This is a genomic window from Ruegeria sp. YKSF131, from assembly GCF_059612645.1.
Genome location: NZ_JBXWQZ010000035.1, coordinates 19,623 through 45,251, shown reverse-complemented (window position 1 = coordinate 45,251; position 25,629 = coordinate 19,623). Strand labels below are relative to the sequence as shown.

21 protein-coding genes are annotated in these 25,629 nt (G+C 60.2%); 8 read left to right on the top strand and 13 right to left on the bottom strand.

Translation table 11 applies throughout. From position 1 onward, the window contains the following. From AC2FLZ_RS13765 to AC2FLZ_RS13735, 7 genes are all read right to left on the bottom strand, one after another. The coding region (locus tag AC2FLZ_RS13765) for a dTDP-4-dehydrorhamnose 3,5-epimerase family protein (RefSeq protein ID WP_496882291.1) at positions 1-336 on the bottom strand (336 nt) is incomplete at its 3' end. A 142-nt stretch (positions 337-478) separates the two neighbouring features. Further along, a complete protein-coding gene (locus tag AC2FLZ_RS13760; RefSeq protein ID WP_496882290.1) occupies positions 479-2,242 on the bottom strand; it encodes a Mur ligase family protein in 1,764 nt (587 codons plus the stop codon). Further along, a complete protein-coding gene (cphA, locus tag AC2FLZ_RS13755; protein ID WP_496882289.1) occupies positions 2,239-5,040 on the bottom strand; it encodes a cyanophycin synthetase in 2,802 nt (933 codons plus the stop codon). The genes AC2FLZ_RS13760 and cphA overlap by 4 nt, the downstream gene beginning before the upstream one ends. A 15-nt stretch (positions 5,041-5,055) precedes the next feature. Continuing rightward, the gene (locus tag AC2FLZ_RS13750; protein WP_480521098.1) at positions 5,056-5,949 is read right to left on the bottom strand and encodes a cyanophycinase; all 894 of its coding nucleotides are present in this window, start codon (positions 5,947-5,949) and stop codon (positions 5,056-5,058) included. A 273-nt stretch (positions 5,950-6,222) separates the two neighbouring features. Continuing rightward, the gene (amaB, locus tag AC2FLZ_RS13745) at positions 6,223-7,734 is read right to left on the bottom strand and encodes an L-piperidine-6-carboxylate dehydrogenase (RefSeq protein WP_496882288.1); all 1,512 of its coding nucleotides are present in this window, start codon (positions 7,732-7,734) and stop codon (positions 6,223-6,225) included. 3 nt (positions 7,735-7,737) lie between these two features. After that, on the bottom strand, positions 7,738-8,844 hold the full coding sequence (locus AC2FLZ_RS13740) for a saccharopine dehydrogenase family protein (protein WP_496882287.1): 1,107 nt from the start codon (positions 8,842-8,844) through the stop codon (positions 7,738-7,740). Positions 8,845-8,978: 134 nt separating this feature from the next. Further along, entirely contained in the window at positions 8,979-10,232 is a 1,254-nt protein-coding gene (locus AC2FLZ_RS13735; RefSeq protein WP_496882286.1) for a cytochrome-c peroxidase, read from the bottom strand. Positions 10,233-10,265: 33 nt separating this feature from the next. Here AC2FLZ_RS13735 and AC2FLZ_RS13730 point away from each other — a divergent pair, with 33 nt between their 5' ends. Continuing rightward, entirely contained in the window at positions 10,266-10,736 is a 471-nt protein-coding gene (locus AC2FLZ_RS13730; RefSeq protein ID WP_480477549.1) for a tetratricopeptide repeat protein, read from the top strand. A 30-nt stretch (positions 10,737-10,766) separates the two neighbouring features. Here AC2FLZ_RS13730 and AC2FLZ_RS13725 read toward each other — a convergent pair whose 3' ends face one another. The 6 genes from AC2FLZ_RS13725 to AC2FLZ_RS13700 are packed head-to-tail and all read right to left on the bottom strand — an operon-like array spanning position 10,767 to position 16,343. Next, positions 10,767-11,828, bottom strand: coding sequence for a TRAP transporter substrate-binding protein (locus AC2FLZ_RS13725; RefSeq protein ID WP_480555887.1), 1,062 nt, complete (start codon positions 11,826-11,828; stop codon positions 10,767-10,769). A gap of 24 nt (positions 11,829-11,852) precedes the next feature. Next, entirely contained in the window at positions 11,853-13,142 is a 1,290-nt protein-coding gene (locus AC2FLZ_RS13720) for a TRAP transporter large permease (protein ID WP_480477545.1), read from the bottom strand. After that, positions 13,143-13,730, bottom strand: a complete 588-nt coding sequence (locus tag AC2FLZ_RS13715; RefSeq protein WP_480477543.1) for a TRAP transporter small permease — start codon at positions 13,728-13,730, stop codon at positions 13,143-13,145. Between the two features lie 53 nt (positions 13,731-13,783). Beyond that, positions 13,784-14,299, bottom strand: a complete 516-nt coding sequence (locus AC2FLZ_RS13710; protein ID WP_480477541.1) for a flavin reductase family protein — start codon at positions 14,297-14,299, stop codon at positions 13,784-13,786. Continuing rightward, the gene (locus tag AC2FLZ_RS13705) at positions 14,299-15,189 is read right to left on the bottom strand and encodes an aldo/keto reductase (protein ID WP_480625462.1); all 891 of its coding nucleotides are present in this window, start codon (positions 15,187-15,189) and stop codon (positions 14,299-14,301) included. Before AC2FLZ_RS13705 ends, AC2FLZ_RS13710 begins: the two co-directional genes overlap by 1 nt. Beyond that, the gene (locus AC2FLZ_RS13700; protein WP_496808461.1) at positions 15,189-16,343 is read right to left on the bottom strand and encodes an LLM class flavin-dependent oxidoreductase; all 1,155 of its coding nucleotides are present in this window, start codon (positions 16,341-16,343) and stop codon (positions 15,189-15,191) included. The genes AC2FLZ_RS13705 and AC2FLZ_RS13700 overlap by 1 nt, the downstream gene beginning before the upstream one ends. A 105-nt stretch (positions 16,344-16,448) precedes the next feature. Between AC2FLZ_RS13700 and AC2FLZ_RS13695 the strand changes: the two genes are divergently transcribed. From AC2FLZ_RS13695 to AC2FLZ_RS13665, 7 genes are all read left to right on the top strand, one after another. Continuing rightward, positions 16,449-17,159 (top strand): GntR family transcriptional regulator, encoded by a 711-nt coding sequence (locus tag AC2FLZ_RS13695; RefSeq protein ID WP_480477535.1) that lies wholly within the window; start codon positions 16,449-16,451, stop codon positions 17,157-17,159. A 12-nt stretch (positions 17,160-17,171) separates the two neighbouring features. Then, positions 17,172-18,272 (top strand): Gfo/Idh/MocA family protein, encoded by a 1,101-nt coding sequence (locus AC2FLZ_RS13690; protein ID WP_480625460.1) that lies wholly within the window; start codon positions 17,172-17,174, stop codon positions 18,270-18,272. A gap of 243 nt (positions 18,273-18,515) precedes the next feature. Beyond that, positions 18,516-20,609, top strand: coding sequence for a hydantoinase/oxoprolinase family protein (locus AC2FLZ_RS13685; RefSeq protein WP_496882285.1), 2,094 nt, complete (start codon positions 18,516-18,518; stop codon positions 20,607-20,609). After that, positions 20,609-22,261 (top strand): hydantoinase B/oxoprolinase family protein, encoded by a 1,653-nt coding sequence (locus AC2FLZ_RS13680; RefSeq protein ID WP_496882284.1) that lies wholly within the window; start codon positions 20,609-20,611, stop codon positions 22,259-22,261. Before AC2FLZ_RS13685 ends, AC2FLZ_RS13680 begins: the two co-directional genes overlap by 1 nt. Further along, positions 22,258-23,325, top strand: a complete 1,068-nt coding sequence (locus AC2FLZ_RS13675) for a pyridoxal phosphate-dependent aminotransferase (RefSeq protein WP_496882283.1) — start codon at positions 22,258-22,260, stop codon at positions 23,323-23,325. Before AC2FLZ_RS13680 ends, AC2FLZ_RS13675 begins: the two co-directional genes overlap by 4 nt. Next, positions 23,322-24,062 (top strand): maleate cis-trans isomerase family protein, encoded by a 741-nt coding sequence (locus AC2FLZ_RS13670; protein ID WP_496882282.1) that lies wholly within the window; start codon positions 23,322-23,324, stop codon positions 24,060-24,062. The genes AC2FLZ_RS13675 and AC2FLZ_RS13670 overlap by 4 nt, the downstream gene beginning before the upstream one ends. Positions 24,063-24,372: 310 nt before the next feature. After that, positions 24,373-25,623, top strand: coding sequence for an aminotransferase class V-fold PLP-dependent enzyme (locus tag AC2FLZ_RS13665; RefSeq protein ID WP_480477523.1), 1,251 nt, complete (start codon positions 24,373-24,375; stop codon positions 25,621-25,623). Positions 25,624-25,629: the final 6 nt, after the last annotated feature.

Sequence of the window (25,629 nt, the reverse complement as noted above, 5' to 3'; positions counted from 1 at the left end):
AAGCTGTCGCCCGTTCTCAAAGCTGAGCTCGATGCCGAAAGATTGCCCATAGGTCGGCGATCCCTTGCGGATATCGACAGCGACATCATAAAGCGCCCCCCGGCCCGCCCGAACCAATTTGCCCTGCGCATGCGGAGGCGCCTGAAAATGCAGGCCGCGCAATGTCCCCACCGCGGACGACAACGAATGGTTGTCCTGCACAAACTCCGGCAACACAACCCCAGCCTCTTCCAGCCGCGCCTTGTTCCAGCTTTCAGAAAAAAAACCCCGCAAATCCCCATGCCGCTGCGGGCGAATAACCAACACACCCGACAACCCCGTCCGCTCAATCTCCATAACACCTAACCTCAACCGTCTGTTGCCTGTGTTAGGCGAGTATTGTCAGGCTGGGTGTCAATGCAAGGGTGATGCGCGAATTGCTGCTCAGATGATCGCAGACGGAAATGGCGGTTCGTTGCTTTACTGATCCCTCAAACCGCTAGGTCGCCTGCTGGTTCAGCATCTCAAGCACGGCGTCGCGTTCCGACAGAACCAGCAGCAAGGCTAGATCGCCCGGTTCCACCTGTTTCAGGATCATCGCAGAGGCTTCGGACGGGGACGCGGCCCTTTGGATCTGGGTCTTGTCATATCCCTGTTCCAGGGCAGACTTTTCGATCAGGTCCGGTATCTCTCCCAATGAGCGGCCCCGTAGATACCCTTCCAGTTCAGCAGCAACGACCACGTCGGGTTGGAAATTCAACGCGGTTGCAGTGACGTCCCGAATGTCCTGATCCGAGCGGTCTCCGGCATGGCTGAGCATGATGAACCGCCGTTTTGCTGGCAGGGCCGACAGCGCATCGCACACGGCAGAAATCGAATGCGGGTTATGCGCGAAATCCACGAAAACCTGAGCGCCGTTGTATAGGAATTCGTTACAGCGACCCGGATTGTCCCTGGCATCCGGTTTGAACCCGGCCAACCCATGCCGCACCGCCTCAAGCGTCAGCTTCAAAGCCAGCGCAAGGCACATAGCCGCCAGAGCGTTCAGGATGTTGTATTTCGCGGCCCCGCCCATGGTCAGGGGCACGTCGGACACAGCTATGACCACCTGCTCGGACCGGCCGTCGAAAAAGACGATATTGCCCTGCGAAACATAAGCGCAGCATGTTCCCGCGTCCCGCGCCCGACGGATCAGATCACTCCCGGCATCCAGAGAAAACCACCAGATATTTGCCGTAGTGTTTTCAGCCTCGGCACGGACAAAAGGATCATCGGCATTCAGGGCCAGAACGCCGCCCTTGGTCAGTGTCCGGTGCACGGCGAATTTCGCCTGAGCCAGCTCGGGCACCGTGTTGACGCCGTATTGCCCCAGATGATCGTTCGCCACGTTGGTGACAGTGGCGGCCATGGCGGCACGTGTCGGCAGGCCGCGGCGCAGGATACCCCCACGGGCCACTTCGAGGCAGCCGATTTCAAGCCGCTTGTCGCGTAGCAACATCCGCCCTCCGCCGGGGCCGGAATAATCGCCGCGATCCAGAATATCATCACCCACCCGCACAAACTCGGTCGAGGTCAGTCCCGCGACCTTGCCCGAGGCGCGGGCGATGGCCTCCAGCAACCGGGTCGTCGTGGTCTTGCCATTTGTTCCGGTGATGAAGGCGACGGGGATGTTGTGAAGGGCGGGCCAGTCCACGTCATCCGGGGCGGGCAATGCGTCGACAGGCCAGGTTTGACTGCCGGTGCCATGCCCGATGGAAATTTCGTCATCGTCGCACAGGATATCCACGCCATGCGCCTCGGCTGCCGTGATCAGGGCGATCAGCGCAGGATTGGCCTCCTTCGCCATGACGCCTTTGACGTCCCGGATCATCTGATCAAAATCGCCCGGCGTCGTCGCCAACAACTCTGCCGCACAGAAATGCCAGGCGGTCTGCGCTGCAAAGATCGCGGAATAAAGCTGATCCATCGGTGCCGAGATTGCCAGATTGACACCACCGGTGAAGGTACGGTGGGTCAGTGCCTGATCCTGCCAGCCAAGCGCATCAAGAACGCGCCGGGCATGTTTTTCCCACAGTGCAATGACCTGCGCGGGGTCGATATCCGTGAAAAACACATCCATCACCGCGCCGGGGTGATCCCATAACAGGCCGGGGCCGGTCAGACGCCGCGCGTCATCCACCTGAATATGATCAGCGGTCGCGCATTCGATGGTCAGCGCGGTTTCAAGCTCTTCGATCCGGTCCATTCCGGTGCCCTCGCTCAATCCGCGTCTTCGCTGACTTCACGCGCCAGTCTTACGCCGCGTTCGTCCCGGATCAGGTTCTGGTCGCTGTCGAACATGTCCTCGAACGTGGTGTCGGCGGGGCTGGTCCTGGGTGCCGCCTCGGTTTCAGAGGTTTCGCCATCGGAATTGAAGTAGATGATCTGTTTCCAGCACCGTGTGGTGTCATCGCCAAAGATCACCAGCAGATCGCCCGGTGCCGCCATTTCCAGCGCGGCGGTCACGGCCTCAACCTCATCCGGGATGATCGTGATCGCCTCATCTGGCGTCCCGCAATCGATCAGGGCCTGCCGCATCATTTGCGGCACTTCGTCATGCCCGCGACCCCGGCGGCGGTCATCGGCCTTGCAGATGAAATGATCAAAATGCCCGGCGAGCGTTGCGGCTCCATCAACGATGTCTTCATCGCGGCGGTCGCCGGGCATCGCAACAACGCACAGCCTGCGGCCCTTGACGTCCAACTGATCGGCCAATGCGGCCATCGCTTTCAGCGCGGCTGGGTTGTGGCCGTAATCAAGAATCACTTTGAAGGGATGTTCATCATAGACGTTCATCCGCCCCGGCGCTTGGAAATAACTGGTGTCGAAAGTGCGCAGACCATGCCGGATATTGTCCAGATCGACCCCAAAACTATAGGCCATTGCCGCCGCGACCATGGCGTTTTGCACGTTGAAGATCGCCTTGCCCTCAAGGGTGGCGGGGATCAGATGCGACCACAGAACTGGGATGTGAAGCCCTTTGTCATAGATGGTCAGCATGTCGCCATTCATGCCTTTTTCCAGCACGATGGCTTTGCCCCCTGTCTTGATATGTTCCTTGACCAGACTGTGACCGGGGTTGGTCGTGACATAGAAGATCTGATCCGCCCCGGCATAATCGGCCATTTTCAGACAATTGATGTCGTCGGCGTTCAGCACGGCCGTATCGGTCGCGCTTTCCACCACCACCCGTTTGACGACGGCCAGCTCCTCTACCGTGTTGATCCCGCCCAGACCCAGATGATCTGCCGAGACGTTCAGACAGGCCGCCACGTTCGAGCGTTGATAGCCCAGACCCGAGCGCACCAGCCCGCCCCGCGCGGTTTCCATCACCGCAAAATCGACCATCGGATCACGCAGGACGATCTGTGCCGATTTCGGGCCGGTCATGTCCCCCTTGACGCTCAGCTTGCCATCCACATAGACGCCGTCGGTCGAGGTCATGCCAACGATCTTGCCGCTGGTTTTCATGATATGACCCAGCATCCGCGACGTGGTCGTCTTGCCGTTGGTGCCGGTTATGGCCGCAATCGGGATGCGGGTCTGTTCATTGGGGGGGAACAGCATGTCGATGACCTTGCCCGCCACATCGCGCGGCTGACCTTCGGACGGGGCCACATGCATCCGGAAACCGGGGGCGGCGTTTACTTCGACAATCGCGCCACCGATATCCTTGTAGGATTTGGTAATATCGTCGATCAGGAAATCGACACCGCCCACATCCAGCCCGACGGCCATGATGGCGCGTTCGGCCATGTCTCGGTTGTCGGGATGCACCACGTCGGTCAGGTCGATGGCGGTGCCACCCGTTGACAGGTTCGCGGTCGAGCGCAGATAGAAAACCTCGCCCTCGGGCAAGACAGTGTCTTCCGTCACGCCTGCATTCTCCATCAAGCGATTAGCCTGATTGTCCAGCTCGAGTCTGGTCAGTACTTTTTCGTGCCCGATGCCCCGACGCGGGTCTTGGTTCACGATGTCGACCAATTCGGCAATCGTATGGGTGCCGTCGCCTATTACATGGCCGGGGACGCGTTTGGCCACCGCAACCAGTTTGTCGTTCACGACCAGCATCCGGTGATCAAAGCCGGTGATGAAGCTTTCAACCAGAATGGCGCGGCTGCGTGAATGCTCCTTGGCCTCGGCAAAGCCCGCCTCGACCTCGGCATCGGAATTCAGATTGATCGACACGCCGCGCCCATGGTTGGCGTCCAACGGTTTGACCACCACCGGAAACCCGATCCGCGCTGCCGCACGCACGGCCTCGCGGGCCGAATAGACCATGCGTTGCTGCGGTACCGGCAGGCCAAGATCGTTCAGCAGATTATGGGTGTCTTCCTTGTCACAGGAAATCTCGACCGAGATATGCTTGGTCTCGGATGTAATTGTCGCCTGAATGCGTTTCTGAAACTTGCCGTGCCCAAATTGCACAAGCGAGCCGGAATTCAGCCTGATCCACGGAATGTCGCGTTCCTGCGCCGCCTTGACCAGCGATCCGGTCGACGGGCCAAATTCCTTGCGTTGCGCCCTCAGCACAAAGCTGCGCAGTTCTTCATCCCAGTTGAAGTCCGGGTCGAATTGGTAATCCACCTGATCTTTCAGGGATTGCGGCAGCAGGTGCATCAGCAACCGCATCGCCAAATTGCCCGCATCCAGACCGACGTCACGCTGGCGGTATTCATAGACCATATTGTACTGGCCCGGCTCACCTGTGCCGCGCGTACGGCCAAAGGTCACGTCGGACCCGGCCACGTTCTGCACTTCGATGGCGCAATGTTCCAGCACATGCCCCAACCAGGTGCCTTCATCCTCGCGCAGGCGGCGGATGAAGCCGCCGGGTTCGCGATAGGAGCAGCCATGTTCCGCCAGACCGGGAAGCGCCTTGATCAAGGCGTCAATAAACTCGGAACCAATTTTTGCCGAGGGCCACTCTTCCAGAACACCCAGATCGATGACGTGGCGAATGACCGGAAAACTTGCCCAGACATTTGGGCCGACAAAGACATTGGTCGAGATTATTTTCATGAGGCTCCCCGTTGGTTAGCTATTATTCCCCCCGCTGGCGGCCTCTTGACCGGACATGTCCGGCAATGTGCAGAACGCCATATGCTCATCCGGCGGAAAAGCCTGGCGAGCCGTCAGATCATAACGGCACCCTTCGCCCAGAACGTCAAGCCGAAGTCCAAGCAGGCTCAGTGCTTCACCGCGGCGCGCGTCCCACATCGACGAATGAGTCAGATGACTGGCGTCAACGACGGTAACCGATCCACTGCCCACGACTTCAAGGACATTATCGGGTCCGATGAAGGCTGCCGTGTCTTCGTCGATACCCAGTCCGATCAAAAAAGGGTTGAAAGATGAAGCAGTTAACAAACGTCCCAGCCGATTGCGCTGTGTGAAATGCTGGTCGATGATGACGGCGTTGGTCAAGCCCATGCCCGGAGCCAGCGTGATATTGCCCTCAGCCGGGGCCGAGTTGCTGCTGCCCCCGGCCACCATGTGTTCGGACATGATTGATGCCCCGGCTGAAGTGCCGGCAACCGGCACACCGGCCGCATTCCGACGGCGAATTTTCTGCGCAACAAGCGTGCCACCCAGAATCGCCGACAGTCGCAGCTGATTGCCACCGGTCATGAAAACCCCTGTGGCGCGGTCTAGCATCTCGGCATAATCGGGATTATCGCAATCGGCCCGACGTGAGATGGGCAGAAATTCGACCTTGCCCGCACCCAGTTCGGAAAAGATGCGATTGTAATCCGGTCCGGTCTCTTCCAGCATCGAGGCTGTCGGGATCACGACAATATCGGCATTCCCACCCCCTGAAAGCTCAACGAACTTGCGGTGAATCTGCATTTCCTTGACGCGGTCTTCGCCGCCGCCGATCGGGATGATGAACCCGCGCGGGGTCTCTGCATCAACGGGTGCAGGGCACATATCTTACTTACCTTCCGGTATAAAAGCAGCCAGCCATCGGGGCCACTCGGACGCTTAATCTGTTCATACATGCCGTGTCGGGCCATCTGACCTTATCGGACATGCCGTTCCCCCCCAGCGACATCACATGCCGCACGGCAGGGATTTCGTCAAGAACCACCGGTTTTGTGCCTGCTTCAGCCCGCCAGTGCCAAAGCCTGCGCGACAAAAGCGATCCCCCCGAAACATCAAAGCTCCGGGGGGATCAGATTGCCCGTCAGTTTGCGCGCTGGTTCAGATGTCGAATTTGACACCCTGCGCCAGCGGGAGCTCTGCCGAGTAGTTCACTGTGTTGGTCTGGCGGCGCATATAGGCCTTCCACGCGTCCGAGCCGCTTTCGCGTCCGCCACCGGTTTCTTTCTCGCCTCCGAATGCGCCACCAATCTCGGCGCCCGAAGGGCCGATGTTGACGTTGGCAATACCGCAATCCGACCCCGCCGCAGTCAGGAATTGCTCGGCCTCGCGCATGTTCAGCGTGAACACACAGGATGACAGCCCTTGCGGCACATCGTTTTGAATCTGGATCGCATCGTCAAAATCGTCATAGCCCATGACATAAAGGATCGGTGCGAATGTCTCGGTTTTCACGACCGCACTTTGGCCGGGCATTTCGACGATTGCGGGCTGCATATAGACACCCGCAGGAAGCCCTTCGGTCACGCGCGCGCCACCAAACACGGTGCCGCCTTCGGCCCTTGCGGCTTCCAGTGCGGCTGTCATGGCGGCACCCGATGCCTCATCTACCAGTGGCCCGATCAACGTGCCCTCAGACAGCGGATTGCCGATGGGCAGACCAGCATAAGCCTTTTTCAGGCGGCTCACCAGTTCCTCGCGGATCGAGTTGTGCACGATCAGACGGCGCAGCGTCGTACAGCGCTGACCGGCGGTCCCAACGGCCGAGAAGACAATGGCGCGCACGGCCATTTCCAGATCCGCCGAAGGGCCAACGATCATCGCGTTGTTGCCACCCAGTTCCAGAATGCACTTGCCAAAGCGTGCCGCTACAATGGGCGCAACTGCACGACCCATACGTGTCGAACCCGTGGCCGAGATGATCGGAACATCTTCGCTGGCCACCAGCGCCTCGCCCAACTCCGCGCCACCGATCAGGACCTGAAGCAACCCTTCGGGGGCATCGCCAAACCGCACCAGCGCGCGTTCAAAGATCTTCTGGCAGGCCATCGCTGTCAGCGGGGTCTTCTCGGACGGTTTCCAGATCACCGGATCGCCACAGACCAGTGCCAAAGCGGCGTTCCACGACCAGACCGCAACCGGGAAATTGAAGGCCGAGATCACCCCGACCGGGCCCGCCGGATGCCAGGTTTCCATCATCCGGTGCCCCGGACGTTCCGATGCGATGGTCAGACCGTAAAGCTGACGCGACAGACCAACGGCAAAGTCGCAGATGTCGATCATCTCCTGCACTTCGCCCAGACCTTCGGACGTGATCTTGCCGGCCTCCCAGCTGACAAGCGCGCCCAGATCGTCCTTGGCGGCGCGCAGCTCTTCGCCCAGCAGGCGGATCAGCTCGCCCCGACGCGGGGCCGGCACAACGCGCCACGCCTTGAACGCGGTTTTGGCGCGGGCAATGATCGCGTCCATTTCGGTGGCCGGAGTTTCATGCACGTCGGCCAGCAGGCTGCCGTCAATCGGCGACGTCACTTTCAGGGTGCCGCCCTTCAATGCGGCACCCGTCAGATCCAGATTTGCAAGCGTGGTTTGGGCTGTCATTACGATGTCTTTCATATCTCAGGCCGCCTTGTTTTGCCGGGTCACGTCACCAGCACGATACAGCTGGCCAAATTCTGTTTTCAGGAAGTCGTTCAGTTTGACCTGTTCCTGCCGGACAAACCCTTTCGAAGGCAGCGTGCCGGTGCGCATCTGGTCAACGACGCCCAGAATACCCGCAGCTGTCGTGACCTGAATGGCACTCCAGACCTGTCCGTTGATGGTGCGGGCAAAGCTCTTGTTGATCAGGGATTTCTCGCGCAGAACGCCATTGATCATACCCTTGGCCGTGCAATAGACCAGCACCACGTCCTGATCGGTGCGGGGCAGGGCGGTCTCGAAGATCTCTTTCAGCAGATCGCGGCGGCGTTCCAGCCCCAGATCGTGCAGCAGCAGCTTCAGGATTTCACAATGGCCGGGATACCGGATCGTGCGATAAGACACGGCCCGCGCCTTGCCTTCCAGCGTTTCCGGCAGCGTGCCCAACCCGCCCGAGGTGTTGAAACACTCGTATTCCACACCATCGTGACCCAGAATCTCGTAATCTTCCAGTGGTGCTGTCTTGACCAGTTTGCCGTTCACAATGGCGTCGCAAGGATTGCAGTACTCGTTGATCAACCCATCGGTCGACCAGGTCAGATTGTACTTCAGCGCATTGGTCGGATAAAGCGGCAGTGCCCCCACCCGCATATGCAGGCTGTCCAGCTCATCGAACTCCGCTGCAAGCGCGGCTCCGGAGATACCCACAAAACCAGGTGCCAGACCACATTGCGGCATGAAAGCTGTCTCACTGCCTTCGGCCAGCTGGCGTACGGCCTCGGTGGCCGCAACGTCTTCGGTCAGGTCGAAATAATGCGCGCCCGCCTCTTTGGCGGCCTTGGCAATGTTCGGGGTCAAAAAGAACGGTGCCGCTGAAACCACGGCGTTAAACCCGGTCAGTTCCTTTGCCAGACTGTCCGCATCCCGGGCATCAATCTGTTTCGTGCCAATACCAAGCCTTGTGATATCACCCAGTGCTTTCAGGTCATGGTCGGCCACAGTCACTGTATAGTTTGGCGAGGCCCTCAGCAGCGTCGCGATCATCTGACCGATCTTGCCTGCCCCGATTACGCAAATATTCCAGGACATCAACGTCTCCGTAAATTTCTGTTCCTGATATTATGGTGCAGGGCTGGCCAGACATTTCATAGACCGCAATTTGACGAAGTGATCGGATATGCCGACATTATGTCGGATCAATTGGCATTATGGCGCAACCGCCTTCAGGGGTTGAAATCGGCAGGCACCCCGAAAGGAAGAGAGCCAACACCAGTGCCCGTCAGGGAATGCAGAAATGCGACAAGGGCGCCGATTTCCGCATCCGAAAGTGTCACTGGCACAATGTCGATCCTGCTGCGCTGGCGTTCCATTTCGAACCGGTCTTCCCACACCGCGAAATCCGCCTCTTGCAACCAGGGGACCTTGGGCAACGCAGCCATGTCGGGTTTCCATTTGGCAAGGCTGGTCTGTGGGTCAAGATGGTGACGGATCATGCTTTCGAGGTCCGCAAAAGCACCGTTATGCCCGTAGGGCGCGGTCAGGGCGACATTGCGCAGCATCGGCGTGCGAAAGCGATAGGCGTCTTCCAGACGGTTGCTTTCCGCCATCCGTCCAACGTCCCGCGCATATGGGTCCCATTGCCGGGTCCGGCCCGGCCCGAAAGGGGGCAAACCTAGCGCGTGAAACTCTTGGTCCGACATCAACGGACCCGCATGGCAGGTCGCGCATCGCGCATTGCCATAAAACAGGTTCATCCCGTCTTTCTGGATGTCTGACAGCGCATCCTTGTCCCCGGCCAAGTACTGGTCGAATGGGCTGTCGGTGCTGCGCCACTCGATGGCCATGAAGGCCGCCAGCGCGTTGGCGATCTGGGTGATCGTGATGTCTTCGGTGGTCTCGATGTTGTCAAAAGCCGCGACTATGGCAGGGCCATAGCGCGGATCGGTCCGCACGCGTTTGGCAAGGATCGGCCAGCCCTTGTCGATCCTGTCGTGAACCGCGCCGGTCACCTGATTTTCAGCGACATTACCGGCCATCTCGAATTGCGCGGTCAGCGGGAACAAGGCCTGCGCCGCCAGAAGCGAGTTCAATCCCCCGGGCAGCCATTCCTGTGCAGGCGAATTGAACCCGTTGCCATAGAGGTCCGAGATGCTCAGGCGGCCATCGTGGAAAACGGTACGGATGTCCTTGGCCCCGAGGTTCCACAACCCCGGCGCATTTCGGGGAATGCGTTTGCGGATCTTGTCCGCCCCGGTACCCGGTGTGCGCTCCGGTCCAAGACCCTGTCCGCCTTCGCCGATCCCCAGGGATAACCCGTCGGAGGTGCCGAAATCGGGGTGGTGGCAATGGGCGCACGAAATGTTCTGATTGCCTGACAGGATCGGATCGTAAAACAGTTGATGACCGATAGTGGCCTGTTCCATATCAAATGGGATAAAGTCATCATCTGTCAGCGGGCGCGGCAGGTCCTGCGCCACCGCGGCCCCCGCCCAAACGAGGACAATCGCCCAATGCGCCAGTTTCTCTTTACCCTTTGTTTTCTTGCGACCCCGGCTCTGGCTGAGCTGGAACAGGCCCGTGACATGATGGAGGCCGGAGAGTTTGAAGCCGCGCGCGCGGAACTGCTGCCCGCCGCCCGGTCGGGCAATGCCGAGGCCGAGGAACTGATTGGTGTGATGTACGGGCTGGGTCTTGGGGTCGAGCAGGACCATGAAAGGGCGTTTGAATGGTATCTGCGTGCCTCGATGAAGGGGCATCCGGGGGCGCAGTCGGGGGTCGGCTGGTACTACGAACTGGGTCTGGGATTGCCCGCCCCCGATCTGGTGCGGGCCTATATGTGGTACACGCTCAGCGCCATTGGCGGCGATCCCGATGCGGCGATCAGCCTTGAGGAAGTGATCAAGAAAATGTCGCCGGAGCAGATCGAGAAGGCGCATGTTCTGGTCAACGACTACAAAGGGTGGATGTACCCGTTTCGATAAGGGCCGGGCCACAAGGCCCGACCCGTCCGTTTAGTTCAGGTCTGCATTGCGCGAGGCGTTCACGTCCGCCTCAGCCGCCGTGACCGCATCGGTCAGCGCGGCAAAGATCTCATCACCACGGGCAACATTGGTCTGGAACCAGTCATAGACAGGTGAAGCCGCGGCTTTGAACGCAGCCTTCTGCTCGGGTGTCGGGACATACAGGTCACCGCCACCTGCGACGAAGTCCTCATAGGCCTGAATCGATTTGCGCTTGGGCGAGGCAAAAGTGGCCTGTTGCAAGGCGTAGAACCCATCGACAACGACCCGGCGCATATCTTCGGGCATCGCCTGGAACTTGGCGTTGTTCATCCACCACAGCGCACCCATATAGGCGTGCCCGTCCAGCGTGACATATTGCAGGCCGGCATCCGGGAACTTCATGCCCATGATGTCGGTGATGCCGTTCTTGGACCCCTCGACGACGCCGGTCTGGAAGCTGGTGAAAAGTTCCGGCCACGGGATCGGCGTAGGTGACGCGCCCAGTGCCTTGACCAGTTCCTGTGGCAGGTCGGCGACAACGGTGCGAATTTTCAGACCTTCCATGTCGGCAGGCTCGGCCACCCGGTGTTTTGTATTGGCGAAGTTGCGCCAGCCGCCGGTGTTGCCGATGGTCATCAGGCGGATCGCGCCACCGGAATCCTCCAGCGCCATGTCGCGCATCTTGCGGGTGAAATCGCCCGACAGAACATGCTCGGCGATCCGGTCATCGGCCATCAGATAGGGCAGGTCCAGAACCTGCACATAGGGGAAGATGCCCGAGGCCCCGCCCGAGGTAGAGATATAGATATCGATGGTGCCATCCGCCACGCCTTGCAGGCATTCTGCACCGTTCGAACACAGCTGGGTGCCGATGAACAGCTCAACCTCGATGGCGCCGTTCGACGCCGCCTCGACATAGTTCTTGAAAACGATCAGACCGTCGTAATCCTCGTCATTTTCGTTCGAATTGGCAGTGGCGCGCAGCGTATAGTCCGCAGCCACCGCAGCGACCGCAGACGCGGCCACAAGCGATGTGGCAATCGCCGCTGTTTTGATGAAGTTTCCGAGCATGCGTTTCCTCCCTGTGATACTCAGTCAGTTTGCAAATCCCGTTATCCTCGGGATCGTCATGGATAGTGCGGGGATGTAGGTGATCAGAAAGATCACGATGATTTCGACCGCCAGAAACGGCAGGATCGCCTTGGCGATCGTCTCGACCCGCTCCCGCGACACGGCGGCGGCCACGAACAGCACCAGCCCCATGGGGGGCGTTGCAAGGCCGACGGTCAGATTGACGCTCATGATGATGGCGAAATGGATCGGGTCTACGCCGAGGCCAGTGAAAATGGGACCAAGGATCGGGCCAAGGATGATGATCGCGGGGCCTGCGTCCAGAAACATACCGACGATAAACAACAACAGGTTGATCAGAAACAACAGGATCAGCGGATTTTCCGACAGGCTGAGGATCAACGAGGCCAATTGTTCCGGGGCATGGCTCAGGCTGACCACGGTCTTGAACGCCATTGCTGCGCCAACCAGCAGCAGCACCACAGCCGACGTCATACCTGCATTGCTCAGAACATCCGGAATTTCCCTCAGGGTCAGTGTACGCAGAACGAAAAATCCGATGATAAAGGCGTAGCCCACAGCAACAGCGGCGGCCTCGGTCGGAGTAAAGATGCCCCCCAGAATGCCGCCCAGAATGATCACGGGCGTCATCAGCGGGAAGAACGCCTTGAGGCTGGCTTTGCGCCGCTCATCCCATGTGTATTTCCGGCTGGCGACGGGAAAATCGTACTTGTCGGCCATGAACTTGATCATCACCATCAGGCCGACACCCACCATGATCCCGGGCACGATCCCCGCAAGGAACAAGGCGGCCACACTTTCGCCCATGACATAGGCATAGATGATCATGATGCCCGAGGGCGGGATGATTGGCCCGATCACCGAACTCGCGGCCGTAATGGCGGCGGCGAATTTTCGGGTGTATCCCTGTTTTTCCATCGCCGGGATCAGCATCGAACCCAGGGCGGATGTATCAGCCACCGCTGATCCTGAAAGGCCCGCGAACAGGATCGAGCTCAGAACGTTTACATGCGCCAGCCCGCCGCGCAGATGGCCCATCAGCGCCTGGCTGAATTCGACAAGGCGGATGGTGATGCCGCCGCGGTTCATCATTTCACCGGCCAGCATGAAGAACGGGATCGCCATCAGCGGGAAACTGTCCATGCCGTTGTAGACATTACGATAAAGCAGGGTGATGTCGTTCGTCTGTCCGTTCAGCCACAGCAAGATGCCGGGTGCCGCCAGAAGCGCGAAAAAGACCGGCAGGCCAATCAGCAGGAAAATCAGGAACGTAGGCAGGAACCAGATCAGCATCTATTCGGCCCCCACGGCTGCGTCGGGAATGTCCGGCAACAGATGCGCGCCGCCAAGAAGGGTGACCACGGAACGCAGAATAAGCTCGATATTGACCGAGATCAGCAGAATGATCCCCACCAGCAGCGAGGCCATCATCCAGCTGCGCGGAATGCGGTACCACTCGTCAAACCCAAGCGATGTCGGCAGGTACAGGGCGGCGGTTGCAAACCTGCCGCCAAAGCCCGTGACCTCGGACCAGCCGATTTTGACCGCAACCAAAAGCACGGCCAGCGAGATCAGTAGGAGGAACAGATTGAGTGACAGGCCGAGCATACGCGGCAGAAACCGTTGCAGCATGTCGATAGCCACAAAACCGCCGCGCCGAAAGGCCGTCGGTGCCATCAACCCGGTCATCCACAACATGCAGAACCGCGCGGCCTCATCCGGCCAGGGCAGGGCGTTGCCCAGAACGTATCGGAAGAACACCTGAATCAGGATTGCGATGACCATGAAAGCAATCGCAACGACGCCAACCGCGCGGCCAAGACGCAGCGCGGTTTCGTTCACGAATGCAATCGGCGCAAGCACCGATGCCAGTCCGCCCATGCGGATCCTCCCTTGTTCAGCCGCAGGTGTGTCCCGCGGTCGTCAGATCGCGCTTAGTGCTGCGCGAATTGGCCCATTTTCCCGGCGTAGAACGTCAGCGCGTCGCCGTCGCTCATGCTGGCCTTCAGGACTTTGCCCACCACGATCACGTGATCGCCCGCGTCGTGATAGGCATGTTGTTCGCATTCGAAACGTGCCAGACAATCCGACAGCAGCGGGGTGCCGTTTGCACAGCGCTCATGCCGGATGTCGCGCAGGGCATGGGCATCTTTCGAGCATCCAAAACACAGCTCGGCCTGCGCCGACGATAACACATGCACCGTGAAATGCCGTGCCGCGCGAAAATAGGGGAACCGTCGCGAGTTGCGGTCGCCAGCCCACATGATCAGTGGCGGGTCCAGCGACAGTGACGAAAAGCTGTTGGCCGTGATGCAGATAGGGCCATCACCGCTGTCGCATGTCACGATGGTAACGCCGGTTGCAAACCGACCAAAAGCATCCCGCAGGGTCCGGGTGTCGTCCTTATGTGGCACAAAGGTGTGGGTCATATTCCTTGAGATTGCGTTCATCATGCTACCTCATGCCCCAGCGCCGCCTCGTACAGGCGGAACCAGGTTTCGCGGTCTATGGTGACGTTCAACGCGTCTGAGATGCGTTTGATACGGTTCAGGTTGTTGGTGCCCAGAACCGGCAGAATGCCCGCCGGATGAGCCAGCAGGAAGGCGACGGCCACAGCGGCCCGGTCTACACCGAACTCCTCCGCGATTTCATCAGCGACAACCCCGACGGGCGGGTTTCCGGCCATCAGCAGCCCACCCCCCAGCGGCGACCACGCCATAAGGTGGTGCCCATGCTGCTGGTGAAACGCCAGATCGCCATTGGTGAAAGGGGCGATCGCGCCCAGTGAGATCTCGATCTGGTTGGTGACCAGCCGGGTTTTCATCGCCGATTGCAGCAGGGTCCAGTCCCACGGGCGGAAGTTCGAAACACCAATCGCGCCCACCTTGCCGCTGGCGACAGCCTCATCCAGCGCAGCCCCGGTTTCGTGGTGGTCCATGAACGGATCAGGGCGGTGGATCAGCAGCAGATCGATGTGGTCGATGGCCATTTCCGACAGGGACATGTCGATGGATTTCAGGATATGCGCGCGTGAGGTGTCATAGTATTTGACCTTCGCATCGGAATGCCGCCCCACAGGTGCGACGATGTCACATTTGGTGACGATCTCCATCTTCTGGCGCAGGCCGGGATTGGCGCGCAAGGCGTTGCCCAGAACGGCTTCGGCCGCGTAACCACCATAAATATCGGCCTGATCGAAGGTGGTGATGCCCTGATCAAGACAGGCCTGAATTTTGGCCTCGACATGCCCTGCTGAGGTGTCGCTATCGTCACCCAGCCGCCACATGCCATAGACAAGGCGGCTCATTTCCAGCGTCGGGGATAGTTTCACGCGTTGCATCAGCGGCGCACTCCGTTGCCCAGCGGTGTGGCTGGGGGTGTCTTGGGCACACGCCTGTAGGCTTCGGGCAGCGAGCATGTTTTCAGATGCGGCATCACACGAGCACCGAAATGCTTGGCCTCATCCATGTGCGGATAGCCTGAGAAGATGAAGGCGCGAATGCCCATCTTCCGGTAATCTTCGATCTTTGACATCACCTGATCGGTTGATCCAACCAGTGCCGCACCACAGCCCGAACGGGCGCGGCCGACGCCGGTCCACAGACCGGGTTCCACATACCCATACTTATCCGCCAGATCACGATTCCTGGCCTGATGCGCTACGCCAAGCGACGTTGCATCCAACGCCCGCTCGCGGATCGCGCGGCCATAGTCGTCATCCAGTTTTGAAACGATGTAATCCGCGTATTCCTGCGCCTCGGCTTCGGTATCGCGAACGATCATGTGAACCCGCAAGCCATAGTCGAGCGTACGGTCATAATTTTCGGCCACTGCATGAACAGCTTTCATCCGCTCGGCCAGTTGATCCTTGGTTTCCGGCCACATCAGGTACACATCGCAATGCTCGCCGCATAGCTCCAGCGCCGCGGGCGAATAGCCTCCGAAATACAGCAGCGGCCCGCCAGTCTGATAGGGTCGCGCCGGGTCGGTTGTCAGACCTGTAAAGTTGTAGACCTCGCCCGCATGGTTGATTTCCTCCTGCGTCCAGGCCTGTTTCAGGATCTCGACCACTTCGCGCGACCGTTGATAACGATAGGCACTGTCGGCCTTTTCGCCGGGAAAATCGGATGAAATGATGTTGACGGTCAGCCGCCCCTTCAACATGTGATCCAAAGTCGCGATCGTGCGGGCCAGCATGATCGGCTGCATCTCGCCGCAGCGCACAGCGGCCAACAGGTTGATCTTCTGCGTGATCGGCGCGCAACCGGCGACAAAGCTCAGCGTGTCCTGCCCAACCTGATACGATGACGGGCACAGGATGTTGCGGAACCCCTGCGCCTCGGCCTCCTTCACGATGGCCGAGCAATGCTCCCAGCTGGACCGCAGATCACCATCAGGCACACCCAGGAACTGATAATCGTCCGAACATAAGGCGGCGAACCACGAAACCTCGGCCGCATCCAGATCAGGGGATGTGATGGGGACGATGGTCATTTGATTCACGCTCCGTGCATCTTTTACTTTCCTCTTGCGTAGCAATCACATTGATGTAGATCAATAGTGTATCAATTTTTCCTGCGACCGAATGAAGCGCCTGAAATGCCCCCCAACACCCGAAACCCCAATGCCCTGCCTATCTACGTTCAGATTGCCGAGCTGCTGATCCGCGATGTCGCTGCGGGCCGCTTGATCGATGGTGAGCGTCTGCCCCCGGAACGCGATATGGCGGCCGAGCTGAACGTGTCGGTCGGCACGCTGCGAAAATCTCTCGCAGAGCTTGAGAAAAAAGGCATGTTGGAGCGTATTCAGGGGTCAGGAAATTACATCCGCGAGACCGGAACTCAGAACAGCGTCTACGCGATGTTCCGGCTGGAATTGCCCCAAGGGGGCGGGTTGCCGCGTGCGGATATCCTGTCCGTCGATCATCTGAAGAAACCTTCCGATCTGCCGGATTTTGGCACTTCAGACACCGGATCGCGCGTACGTCGGATGCGCTATCTGAATGACACAATCATCGCGGTCGAGGAAATCTGGCTGGACGAATCAGCCGGCCTGATCAAGCGAAGCCTGCTGTCGGACTCGCTCTACCGCTATTATCAGCACCAGCTGGGTTTCTGGATATCACGGGCCGAAGATCGCGTATCGATTGGCCAGCTGCCCGATTGGACGCCCGCGGCGTTCACCAAAGCCGCCGGTGAAACGGTGGGCTATATCGAACGGTTCAGCTGGTCGGACAAGGCCGAACCTGTCGAATTTTCAAAGACCTGGTTCGACCCGGACCGGGCCACCTATGTCCAACGTCTGAAGTAAAAGGAAACGCGCATGACCCAGACCATCAATTACGGGCTGATCGGATGTGGCATGATGGGGCAGGAACACCTGCACAACATCGCCCTGCTGGACGGCACGCGTGTTGCGGCGATATTCGAACCCGATCCCGGGATGGCAAAAGCCGCGCAGGCGATTGCGCCGGGGGCGGTTATGGCACGCTCGGTGCAAGAGGTGTTGGATATCGAAGACCTGGACTGCCTTGTCATAGCCAGCCCAAATCACCTGCATGTCGACCAGATCTGTGAAATCGCGCAAACGCGCCCCTTGCCGCTATTGGTGGAAAAGCCCCTGTTCACCAACCCCCAGGACGCCGCAAGGCTAGCGAAGGTACAGCGTGACTATCCACACCCGATCTGGGTTGCGATGGAATACCGTTATATGCCGCCCATCGCGACCCTGATCGACAAGATCGGGGACACAGGCGGGGTCAGGATGCTGTCGATCCGGGAACATCGCTTTCCGTTTCTGCGGAAAGTCGGCGACTGGAACCGGTTCAACCGCAACACCGGCGGCACCTTTGTCGAGAAATGCTGCCACTTCTTCGATCTGATGCGGCTGATCCTGCAATCCGACCCTGTGCGGATCACCGCAAGCGGCGGGCAGGCGGTGAATCATCTGGACGAAACCTACGGGGGTGAAACACCCGATATACTGGATCATGGCTATGTTCTGGTCGATTTCGCCAATGGCGCGCGCGCGATGCTCGAGCTGTGCATGTTCGCCGAAGGCGCCCGCTATCAGGAGGAGATTTCGGCCATCGGACCCAAAGCCAAGGTCGAGGCTCTGGTGCCGGGGCCGGGGCGGTTCTGGCCCGACCATCTGGGAACGCCGCCAGTGCCGCAGGTCATCGTCAGCCCGCGGGACCCCAAGGGGCCAATGTCGCAGGATATCCCTGTCGATCCCCGTTTGCTGGCTGCCGGAGATCACAACGGCTCGACCTATTATCAGCACAAGGGGTTTCTGGATCTGGTGCGCGGGCACAAGGCCGAACCGGATGTGACAGTGCATGACGGTTTGTGGGCGGTGCGAATGGGATTGGCGGCGCAGCAGGCCCTGCAAACCGGCGAAACGGTTCACCTTAAGCACCCTTAGACTGACACCAGGCAGGTTCAGGGCAGAACCCTCTGCGGCGACAAATGTGTCGCTTGTGGGCCAATCTGTCGTAAATCTGCTAGTGACGCGGGGCGCAGTAGGGGACAAAACTGTATGACCTGTCAGTGTATCCCCACCCGTCTTGATCGCCGTGCGACCGGCTGTGATCTGGTCGCGACGCGCCGGTAACCGCCCTTCGGGGCCGTTCTGCCTGCCTGCTTTCAGACGACAACGGAATACCTCATGACAACCGCTCTGCGCCTCGCCATCGATATTGGCGGCACTTTTACCGACACGGCCCTCGTCTCGGGTGATGAGACGATACTTGCCTCCACCAAAACCCTGACCACCCACCAGAACCCGGCAGAAGGCGCACTGGAAGGCGCGCGGCGCGTCATGGCGCAGACTGGCCGGTCGCTGAAGGATGTCACCGGATTCATTCACGGCACAACTCTGGCAACCAACGCGCTGATCGAACGGCGCGGGGCGGTCGTGACCACGGTCTGCACCGAAGGGTTCCGCGATATTCTCGATATCGGGTACGAGCGTCGGTATTCCCAATACGACATCAACCTTGAAAAGCCGGACATGCTGGTGCCGCGCGAACGCTCGTTGACCATACGCGAACGCATGTCGGCAGAAGGCGAGGTGCTGATTGAACTGGATGAAGCGCAAGTAGACCGGTTGCTGGCCGAGATTGACGCCAGCGGGGCCGAGGCGGTGGCCATCTGCCTGATGCACTCCTACGCCAACCCGACCCACGAACGGCGTTTGCGCGATCTTCTCGCGCGACACCGCCCCGGTTTGACCGTCTCGATCTCGTCCGATGTCAGCCCCGAAGCGCGTGAGTTTGACCGGCTCTGCACCACTGTGGCCAACGCCTATATTCAACCGCTGATGGATAGCTATCTGACCCGGTTCGCGGATCAGTTCACGGCCGAGGGCGTAACCTGTCCGATCCTGATGATGACGGCAGGCGGTGGTATGTGCACGATCGACACCGCCACGCGTTTCCCCATTCGTCTGGTGGAATCCGGCCCTGCCGGTGGGGCTATTCTGTCCGCCCGCATCGCCGCGCGTGCCGGGTTGGATCAGGTCCTGTCCTTTGACGTCGGTGGCACCACGGCCAAGCTCTGCCTGATCGACAAGGCGCGCCCTCAGACATCCCGCTCTTTCGAAATCGCCCGCGCGGCACGGTTCATCAAGGGGTCGGGAATGCCGGTGCGCATTCCGGTGATCGAGATGATTGAAATCGGTGCTGGCGGCGGTTCGATCGCGGGTGTTGACCGTCTCGGGCGTCTGACGGTCGGGCCGAAATCGGCAGGCTCGGAACCCGGACCGGTCGCCTTCATGCGCGGCGGCATCGATCCGACCGTGACCGACAGTGACATCACTCTGGGCTATATCGTGCCCGACACCTTTGCCGAGGGGCATATCCAGCTGGACCCTGCTGGCGCCAAGGCCGCCCTGAGACGTGTGATCGGGGAAAAACTGGGGCTGGATGCAACAGGTGCGGCAGATGGGGTCAGCCGCATCGTTGTCGAAAGCATGGCCAGCGCCGGGCGGATGCATGCGGTCGAAAGCGGCAAGGACCTTGGCCCGCGCACCATGATTGCCTTTGGTGGCAACGGGCCGCTGCATGCCACCCGCGTCGCCCGGTCCGCCGGGGTGTCGCGTATCGTGATCCCGCCCAATCCCGGCGTTGGTTCGGCGGTTGGGTTCCTGTTTGCCCCGGTATCCTTCGAAATCGTCCGCTCGCGCTATTCCCTGCTCGACAGCATGGACATGGACGGGATGAACGCCCTGTTCGATACGATGATTGCCGAAGCAAAAGAGGTCGTCGCCCAAGGGGCAGGGGATGCACCCTCCGAAACCCTGCGCACCGCCTTCATGCGCTATAGCGGGCAAGGGCATGAGATCGAGATTACCTTGCCGGACCGCGCCCTCACACGCCGGGATATCGCCCCGCTGACTGCCGCATTCGAAAAGGAATACCGCAAACAATTCTCACGCCCCGTGCCGGGGATGAAGATCGAGGTTCTCAACTGGGCCATTCGCGTTGCCACCCCGGACAAAGCGGTGCCCACGGTGTTGGAAACGCCGGGCAAAACCGCATTTCAGGTCACGCAGACGCGCCCCATCACCTGTGATCTGGATGGCACGGTAAAACAGGCCGCCTTTCTCGCCCGCGCCGATATGCGCCCCGGTGACCATGTGGCAGGCCCCGCGCTGATCCATGAACCACAAACAACCACACTCGTTTCCGCCGATTTCTCGGCCCAGATGGACGCAATCGGCAACCTTGTCCTGATACAGGACCAGAAAGGAGGCGCATGATGACCGCTGATCTGTCCCCCGCCCGCCTGCAAGTGATGTGGAACCGCCTGCTGGCTGTGGTCGAAGAACAGGGCCAGACCCTGGTCCGCGCAGCTTTTTCGCCCATCGTGCGTGAATGCGGCGACATTTCCGCCGGGATATTCGACGTGAATGGCCGGATGCTGGCGCAGGCCGTGACCGGAACACCGGGCCATATCAACACCATGGCCGAGGCCGTGCTGCACCTGCGCGCCCGTTTCGCGGTGCAGGACATGCGCCCCGGCGACATCTACATGACAAACGACCCGTGGCTGGCCTCGGGGCATCTGAACGACTTCCTGTTGATGATGCCCGCGTTCAAGGACGGCAAGGTGGTGGGCTTTACCTCCTGCACCTCGCATCTGGTGGATCTGGGCGGTCTGGGTATGGGACCTGAAGGCTCGGACATCTATGACGAAGGCCTGCTGATCCCGCCTTGCAAACTGGTCGAGGCCGGAACGCCCAATGCGCTGCTGATGGATATCATCCGCGCCAACTCGCGCGAGCCTGTGGCCAATGAGGGCGACATCTACGCCCTGATCGCCTGTTGTGAGGCCGGGGTGAACCGCCTTGTCGCGATGATGGAGGAGTTCGGGATCGACGATCTGGACAGGCTTGGCACCTATATCATCGACACCTCGCGCAAAGGCGCGTTGCAGGCCATCGCCGAGGTGCCCAAAGGCGTTTACAAAAACGTGCTGCACATGGACGGCTATGAGGCCGAGCTGGAGCTGCACGCGACGCTCACCGTGACCAAAGACGGGATGCATGTCGATTTCACGGGCACGTCCGGGTGTTCGAAAAAGGGCATCAACGTGCCTTTGAACTATGCGACCGCCTATACGGTCTTTGCCCTGCGTTGCATCGTCGGGCCGGATATCCCGAACAACGCAGGCTCGTTGGAACCATTCACGGTGGAAGGCCCCAAGGGTTGCATCCTGAACGCCCAGCATCCGGTGCCTGTGGCCATGCGGCATACGCTGGGGCAGGTCACACCGGATCTGGTTCTGGGCTGCCTGCATCAGGCGCTGCCCGATCAGGTGCCCGCCGAAGGGGCGTCGTGCATGTTCGACCTGCCAATGCGCCACGCGCCCGAAGTGGCGGCGAATGGCGGGCGCGAATTTGCGATCGAACCCGTTCACAATGGCGGCACCGGGGCGCGGCCCCACGCAGATGGCCTGTCTGCGACAGCCTACCCTTCGGGGGTGTTCGGCTCGCAGGTCGAAATAACCGAAAGTGTCGCACCCGTGATCATGTGGCGACGCGAATTGTTGCCCGACTCGGGCGGCGCGGGTCAGTACAGGGGAGGATTGGGTCAGCGGATCGAGATGACGGCTGCCAACGATGCCCCCTTCATCGTCTTCTTGTCGGTCGAACGTCTGAAATTCCCGGCTCTGGGCCGCATGGGCGGCCTGCCCGGCGCACCGGGACGTATCCGGTTCCGAGATGGCGGCGCAGACATTCCGGGCAAGGGCGAGCTGCGCGTGGAAAGCGGCGATTACCTGATCTTCGACACCCCCGGCGGCGGCGGCTTTGGCGATCCGGCCGCGCGCGACCCCGAGGCGCTGGCGCTGGACCTCAGGCGCGGGCTGGTCACGGAAGAAGGGGCCAAAGCCTATGGGGGTGCCTCATGATCCGCGCAGTTGATCACATTCGTGCCATGGCGGCCTATGCGCTGGCCGATCTGGGCGCGCCGGACACTGTATCTCTGGCCCAGAATGAAAGCGCTTTCCCGGTCAGCCCTGCCGCAATTGCTGCGGGGCAGGCGGCACTGCACCGGATGCCGCTTTATCCTGATCCCGACTGGTCGGACCTGCGCGCCGCCATCGCTCAGGTGCACGGGGTGCCAGCCGGCAACATCCTGTGCGGTGCCGGATCGATGGAGTTGATCGGCTGCCTGATCCGCGCCTTTTCAGGGCCGGGCGACCATGTACTGGGCACGGATTACGGCTATGCCTATGTGGCCTCAGCCACGACGCAGGTGCGGGCAGACTATGTGAAAGCGCGCGAGGTTGATCTGACCGTCTCGGTCGATGACATTCTGGCCGCTGTCACGCCTGAAACCCGGATCGTCTTTGTCTGCAACCCCGGCAACCCGACCGGCACCCTGATCCCGAATGCCGAGATCATCCGCCTGCGCGACACCCTGCCCGAGGACGTGCTGCTGGTGGTCGATCAGGCCTATGCCGAATTCGCCGATCGCGATCACGACCCGGCTGAAATCTTTGCCCTCGTCGCACGTGGGGATACCGTGGTCATACGCACCTTCTCAAAGGCTTACGGTCTGGCGGGCGCGCGCGTGGGTTGGGGTCTGTTCCCGTCAGAGGTCGCGATTGAGCTGCGAAAGCTGCTCAACCCCAACAACGTATCGACCCTCTCTCAGGCCATGGCAACGGCAGCGATGCAGGATCAGCCCCACATGCGTGACACGGTTGCCAGAACTGCCGCCATCCGGGATCGCTTTGCCGATGGGTGCCGGGCGCTGGGATTATCTGTTCCGCGCAGCCACACCAATTTTGTCCTGATCCGCTTTGCCGATGCCGCGACGGCGCAAAAAGCGGATGCCGCGTTGCGCAAAGCGGGTTTGCTCATGCGCGGAATGGGCGGCTATGGCCTCGCGGATTGCCTGCGCGCCACGATCTGCGACACGGCAGTGATGGAGCGCTGCCTGACTGTTCTGAAAGAGGTGACGTCATGACCTTTGAAACCCGGACACGGGCCAAAATCGGGGTGCTGGTGCCCTTCACCAACACCAATCTCGAAGCTGACATGATGCTGATGCGCTGCCCGGACACGACGGTGCATTTTCAGCGAATGGGTGGCTATGACGTGGATGAGATCCCCGGATCGGATCAGATGGCTGGTCTGGGGGCCTCGGATATCAGCCATGACCTCAAGATGATCTCGGGCGTTCGGCCCGATGTGGTGCTCTATGGCTGTACTTCGGCCACGCTGACCCATGGCCCGTCCTTTGACCACCAGCTGGAACAGGACATCAGGGCCGCGTCGGGGGCCGTGTGTATTACCGCCGCTGGGGCGCTTGTTGCTGCGATCCATGCGCTCGACCTGTCCCGGGTCGGTTTTTCTTCGCCCTATCTGGGCGAGATCAACACGCAGGCCATGGATTTTCTGACGCAGAACCGGATCACAACGGTGAAATGTGCCGATATCGGCCGCGAGCTGGGCAATTACGGGCAGGGCGAACTGACCCCGGACGAGGTTTTCGACCTTGCCATGCAGGCCGACCACCCAAAGGCCGAGGCCGTTATACTCAGCTGCACCGACATGCGCGCGGTCGAGGCCATCGACCGGATCGAAGCGGCCCTTGATAAACCTGTTGTGACGTCCAATCAGGCCATGATGTTTGCCCTAATGCGGGCGCTTGACCTGCCAAGGCACAGAAATGTTCCGGGGCGGTTGTTTGATCTGCTATAGCCGCGGATCAGGCAAAAGCATGGAACCCACGTCGGATGGCTGCCTGCCTCAAAGGCAGGTTCGCCCCGACACATGGGGCGGGTATTCTGGCCTACTCAACACGCCGTGTCGCAGACGTGACTGTATTTACGTCGCAAAAGAACAAGATACCGCGCCCTCGACGCCATAGTCGGAATAAGGGCCGCTCGGGAATGAAGCACATGTTGAACCATCCGCACGGTTACGGGAGATTTGGCCAGCCCTGCGGGGAAACCATCTTAGGCTTGTCTGAAACATCATACGTTCACAAAACACAAAGGTGCCGCTTTTCATGAGTCAAATTTCGGAAAACCTGCTGAACCAGATCCGCAACCGTTTTGCCCAGATCGATCACTGCCCCGAACAGGGCGAGCGGATATTTTTCGAAAACGCCGGTGGGGCTTTGACACTGAAATCCGTGCTGGACAGCTCGGCGCGTCACGCCGCAATTCCCGACAATCAGGGGCGTGACAATCCGGGGTCTCATGCTCTGGTTTCCACGATCAACGCGGCCAAGGCCGATATGCGGGATTTCATGAATGCACCCGGTGGTCAGTTCTTTGTGGGTGAAAGCGGCACAGAACTTCTGTTCCGGCTGATCATGAACGCCTGTCTCGGAACCGGTCCGGGGATTGTGCTGGGGTCGACACTGGAACACCCCGCCACACGCTCAGCCTGTGATCGCTGGGCCCGTATTGCCGGGCAGACCCATGTGCTGGTGCCCCACGATGACAACACCGGCACCGTGACAGCCGGGGCCTATGCCGCAGCTGTTACACCCGACACCAAAGTGGCGACAATCCTGCACACCTCACCCGTGACGGGCATGGGCGTTGATGTGGCCGCAGTTTCACAAGCGATCCGCGCCGTGGCGCCAGATTGTTTCATAATTGTCGATGGCATCCAGCACGCCGCCCATGGCCGGATCGATCTCAGCGCGTATGACGTCGACGGCTACGTGATCTCGCCCTACAAGGTGTTTTCGCGCCATGGCTACGGCGTGGCGTGGATTTCCGACCGGCTGACGCGGCTTGAACACAATGCCCTTTTGGACGGCCCGGCAGATAACTGGGAAATGGGCACGCGCGACACCGGGGCTTATGCGACCATGTCCGACGTTGTGTCTTATTTCGAATGGCTTGGCAGTCAGGTCAGCGACGCCACCGACCGGCGTGCCAGATTTCTGGCAGCGGGTGACGCCATTCACGCGCAGGAAAAGGCACTGACCGACGCGATGATCCACGGCACCGGCAACCTGAGCGGTCTGGCCGAGATGGAGAAGGTCACCATTCTGGGCGGTGCCGACAACCCCGCACGCGAAGGGCTGGTGTCGCTGCGCGTACAGGGCGTGGCCTCGGCGGATGTCGTCAAACGGCTGAACGATGAAGGTATTCGCACCCATTTGCGCAAGGCCGACCACTATTCTGGCAACATATTGACGCCGCTGGGTTATGACGCCTGCGTCCGGGTCTCGATGTGCCACTACAACTCAATCGGCGAAGTCGCCAAATTTCTGGCTGTCATGAAAGAAATCGCCGCCTGAGCTGCG

Coding starts and splice junctions, on each gene's coding strand:
- cphA (WP_496882289.1), bottom strand. CDS start 5,040: ATGAAAATAATCTCGACCAATGTCTTTGTCGGCCCAAATGTCTGGGCA.
- AC2FLZ_RS13690 (WP_480625460.1), top strand. CDS start 17,172: ATGACCCAGACCATCAATTACGGGCTGATCGGATGTGGCATGATGGGG.
- AC2FLZ_RS13725 (WP_480555887.1), bottom strand. CDS start 11,828: ATGCTCGGAAACTTCATCAAAACAGCGGCGATTGCCACATCGCTTGTG.
- AC2FLZ_RS13680 (WP_496882284.1), top strand. CDS start 20,609: ATGACCGCTGATCTGTCCCCCGCCCGCCTGCAAGTGATGTGGAACCGC.
- AC2FLZ_RS13715 (WP_480477543.1), bottom strand. CDS start 13,730: ATGGGCGGACTGGCATCGGTGCTTGCGCCGATTGCATTCGTGAACGAA.
- AC2FLZ_RS13695 (WP_480477535.1), top strand. CDS start 16,449: ATGCCCCCCAACACCCGAAACCCCAATGCCCTGCCTATCTACGTTCAG.
- AC2FLZ_RS13750 (WP_480521098.1), bottom strand. CDS start 5,949: ATGTGCCCTGCACCCGTTGATGCAGAGACCCCGCGCGGGTTCATCATC.
- AC2FLZ_RS13700 (WP_496808461.1), bottom strand. CDS start 16,343: ATGACCATCGTCCCCATCACATCCCCTGATCTGGATGCGGCCGAGGTT.
- AC2FLZ_RS13710 (WP_480477541.1), bottom strand. CDS start 14,299: ATGAACGCAATCTCAAGGAATATGACCCACACCTTTGTGCCACATAAG.
- AC2FLZ_RS13675 (WP_496882283.1), top strand. CDS start 22,258: ATGATCCGCGCAGTTGATCACATTCGTGCCATGGCGGCCTATGCGCTG.
- AC2FLZ_RS13685 (WP_496882285.1), top strand. CDS start 18,516: ATGACAACCGCTCTGCGCCTCGCCATCGATATTGGCGGCACTTTTACC.
- AC2FLZ_RS13740 (WP_496882287.1), bottom strand. CDS start 8,844: ATGTCCTGGAATATTTGCGTAATCGGGGCAGGCAAGATCGGTCAGATG.
- AC2FLZ_RS13665 (WP_480477523.1), top strand. CDS start 24,373: ATGAGTCAAATTTCGGAAAACCTGCTGAACCAGATCCGCAACCGTTTT.
- AC2FLZ_RS13670 (WP_496882282.1), top strand. CDS start 23,322: ATGACCTTTGAAACCCGGACACGGGCCAAAATCGGGGTGCTGGTGCCC.
- amaB (WP_496882288.1), bottom strand. CDS start 7,734: ATGAAAGACATCGTAATGACAGCCCAAACCACGCTTGCAAATCTGGAT.
- AC2FLZ_RS13705 (WP_480625462.1), bottom strand. CDS start 15,189: ATGCAACGCGTGAAACTATCCCCGACGCTGGAAATGAGCCGCCTTGTC.
- AC2FLZ_RS13720 (WP_480477545.1), bottom strand. CDS start 13,142: ATGCTGATCTGGTTCCTGCCTACGTTCCTGATTTTCCTGCTGATTGGC.
- AC2FLZ_RS13730 (WP_480477549.1), top strand. CDS start 10,266: ATGCGCCAGTTTCTCTTTACCCTTTGTTTTCTTGCGACCCCGGCTCTG.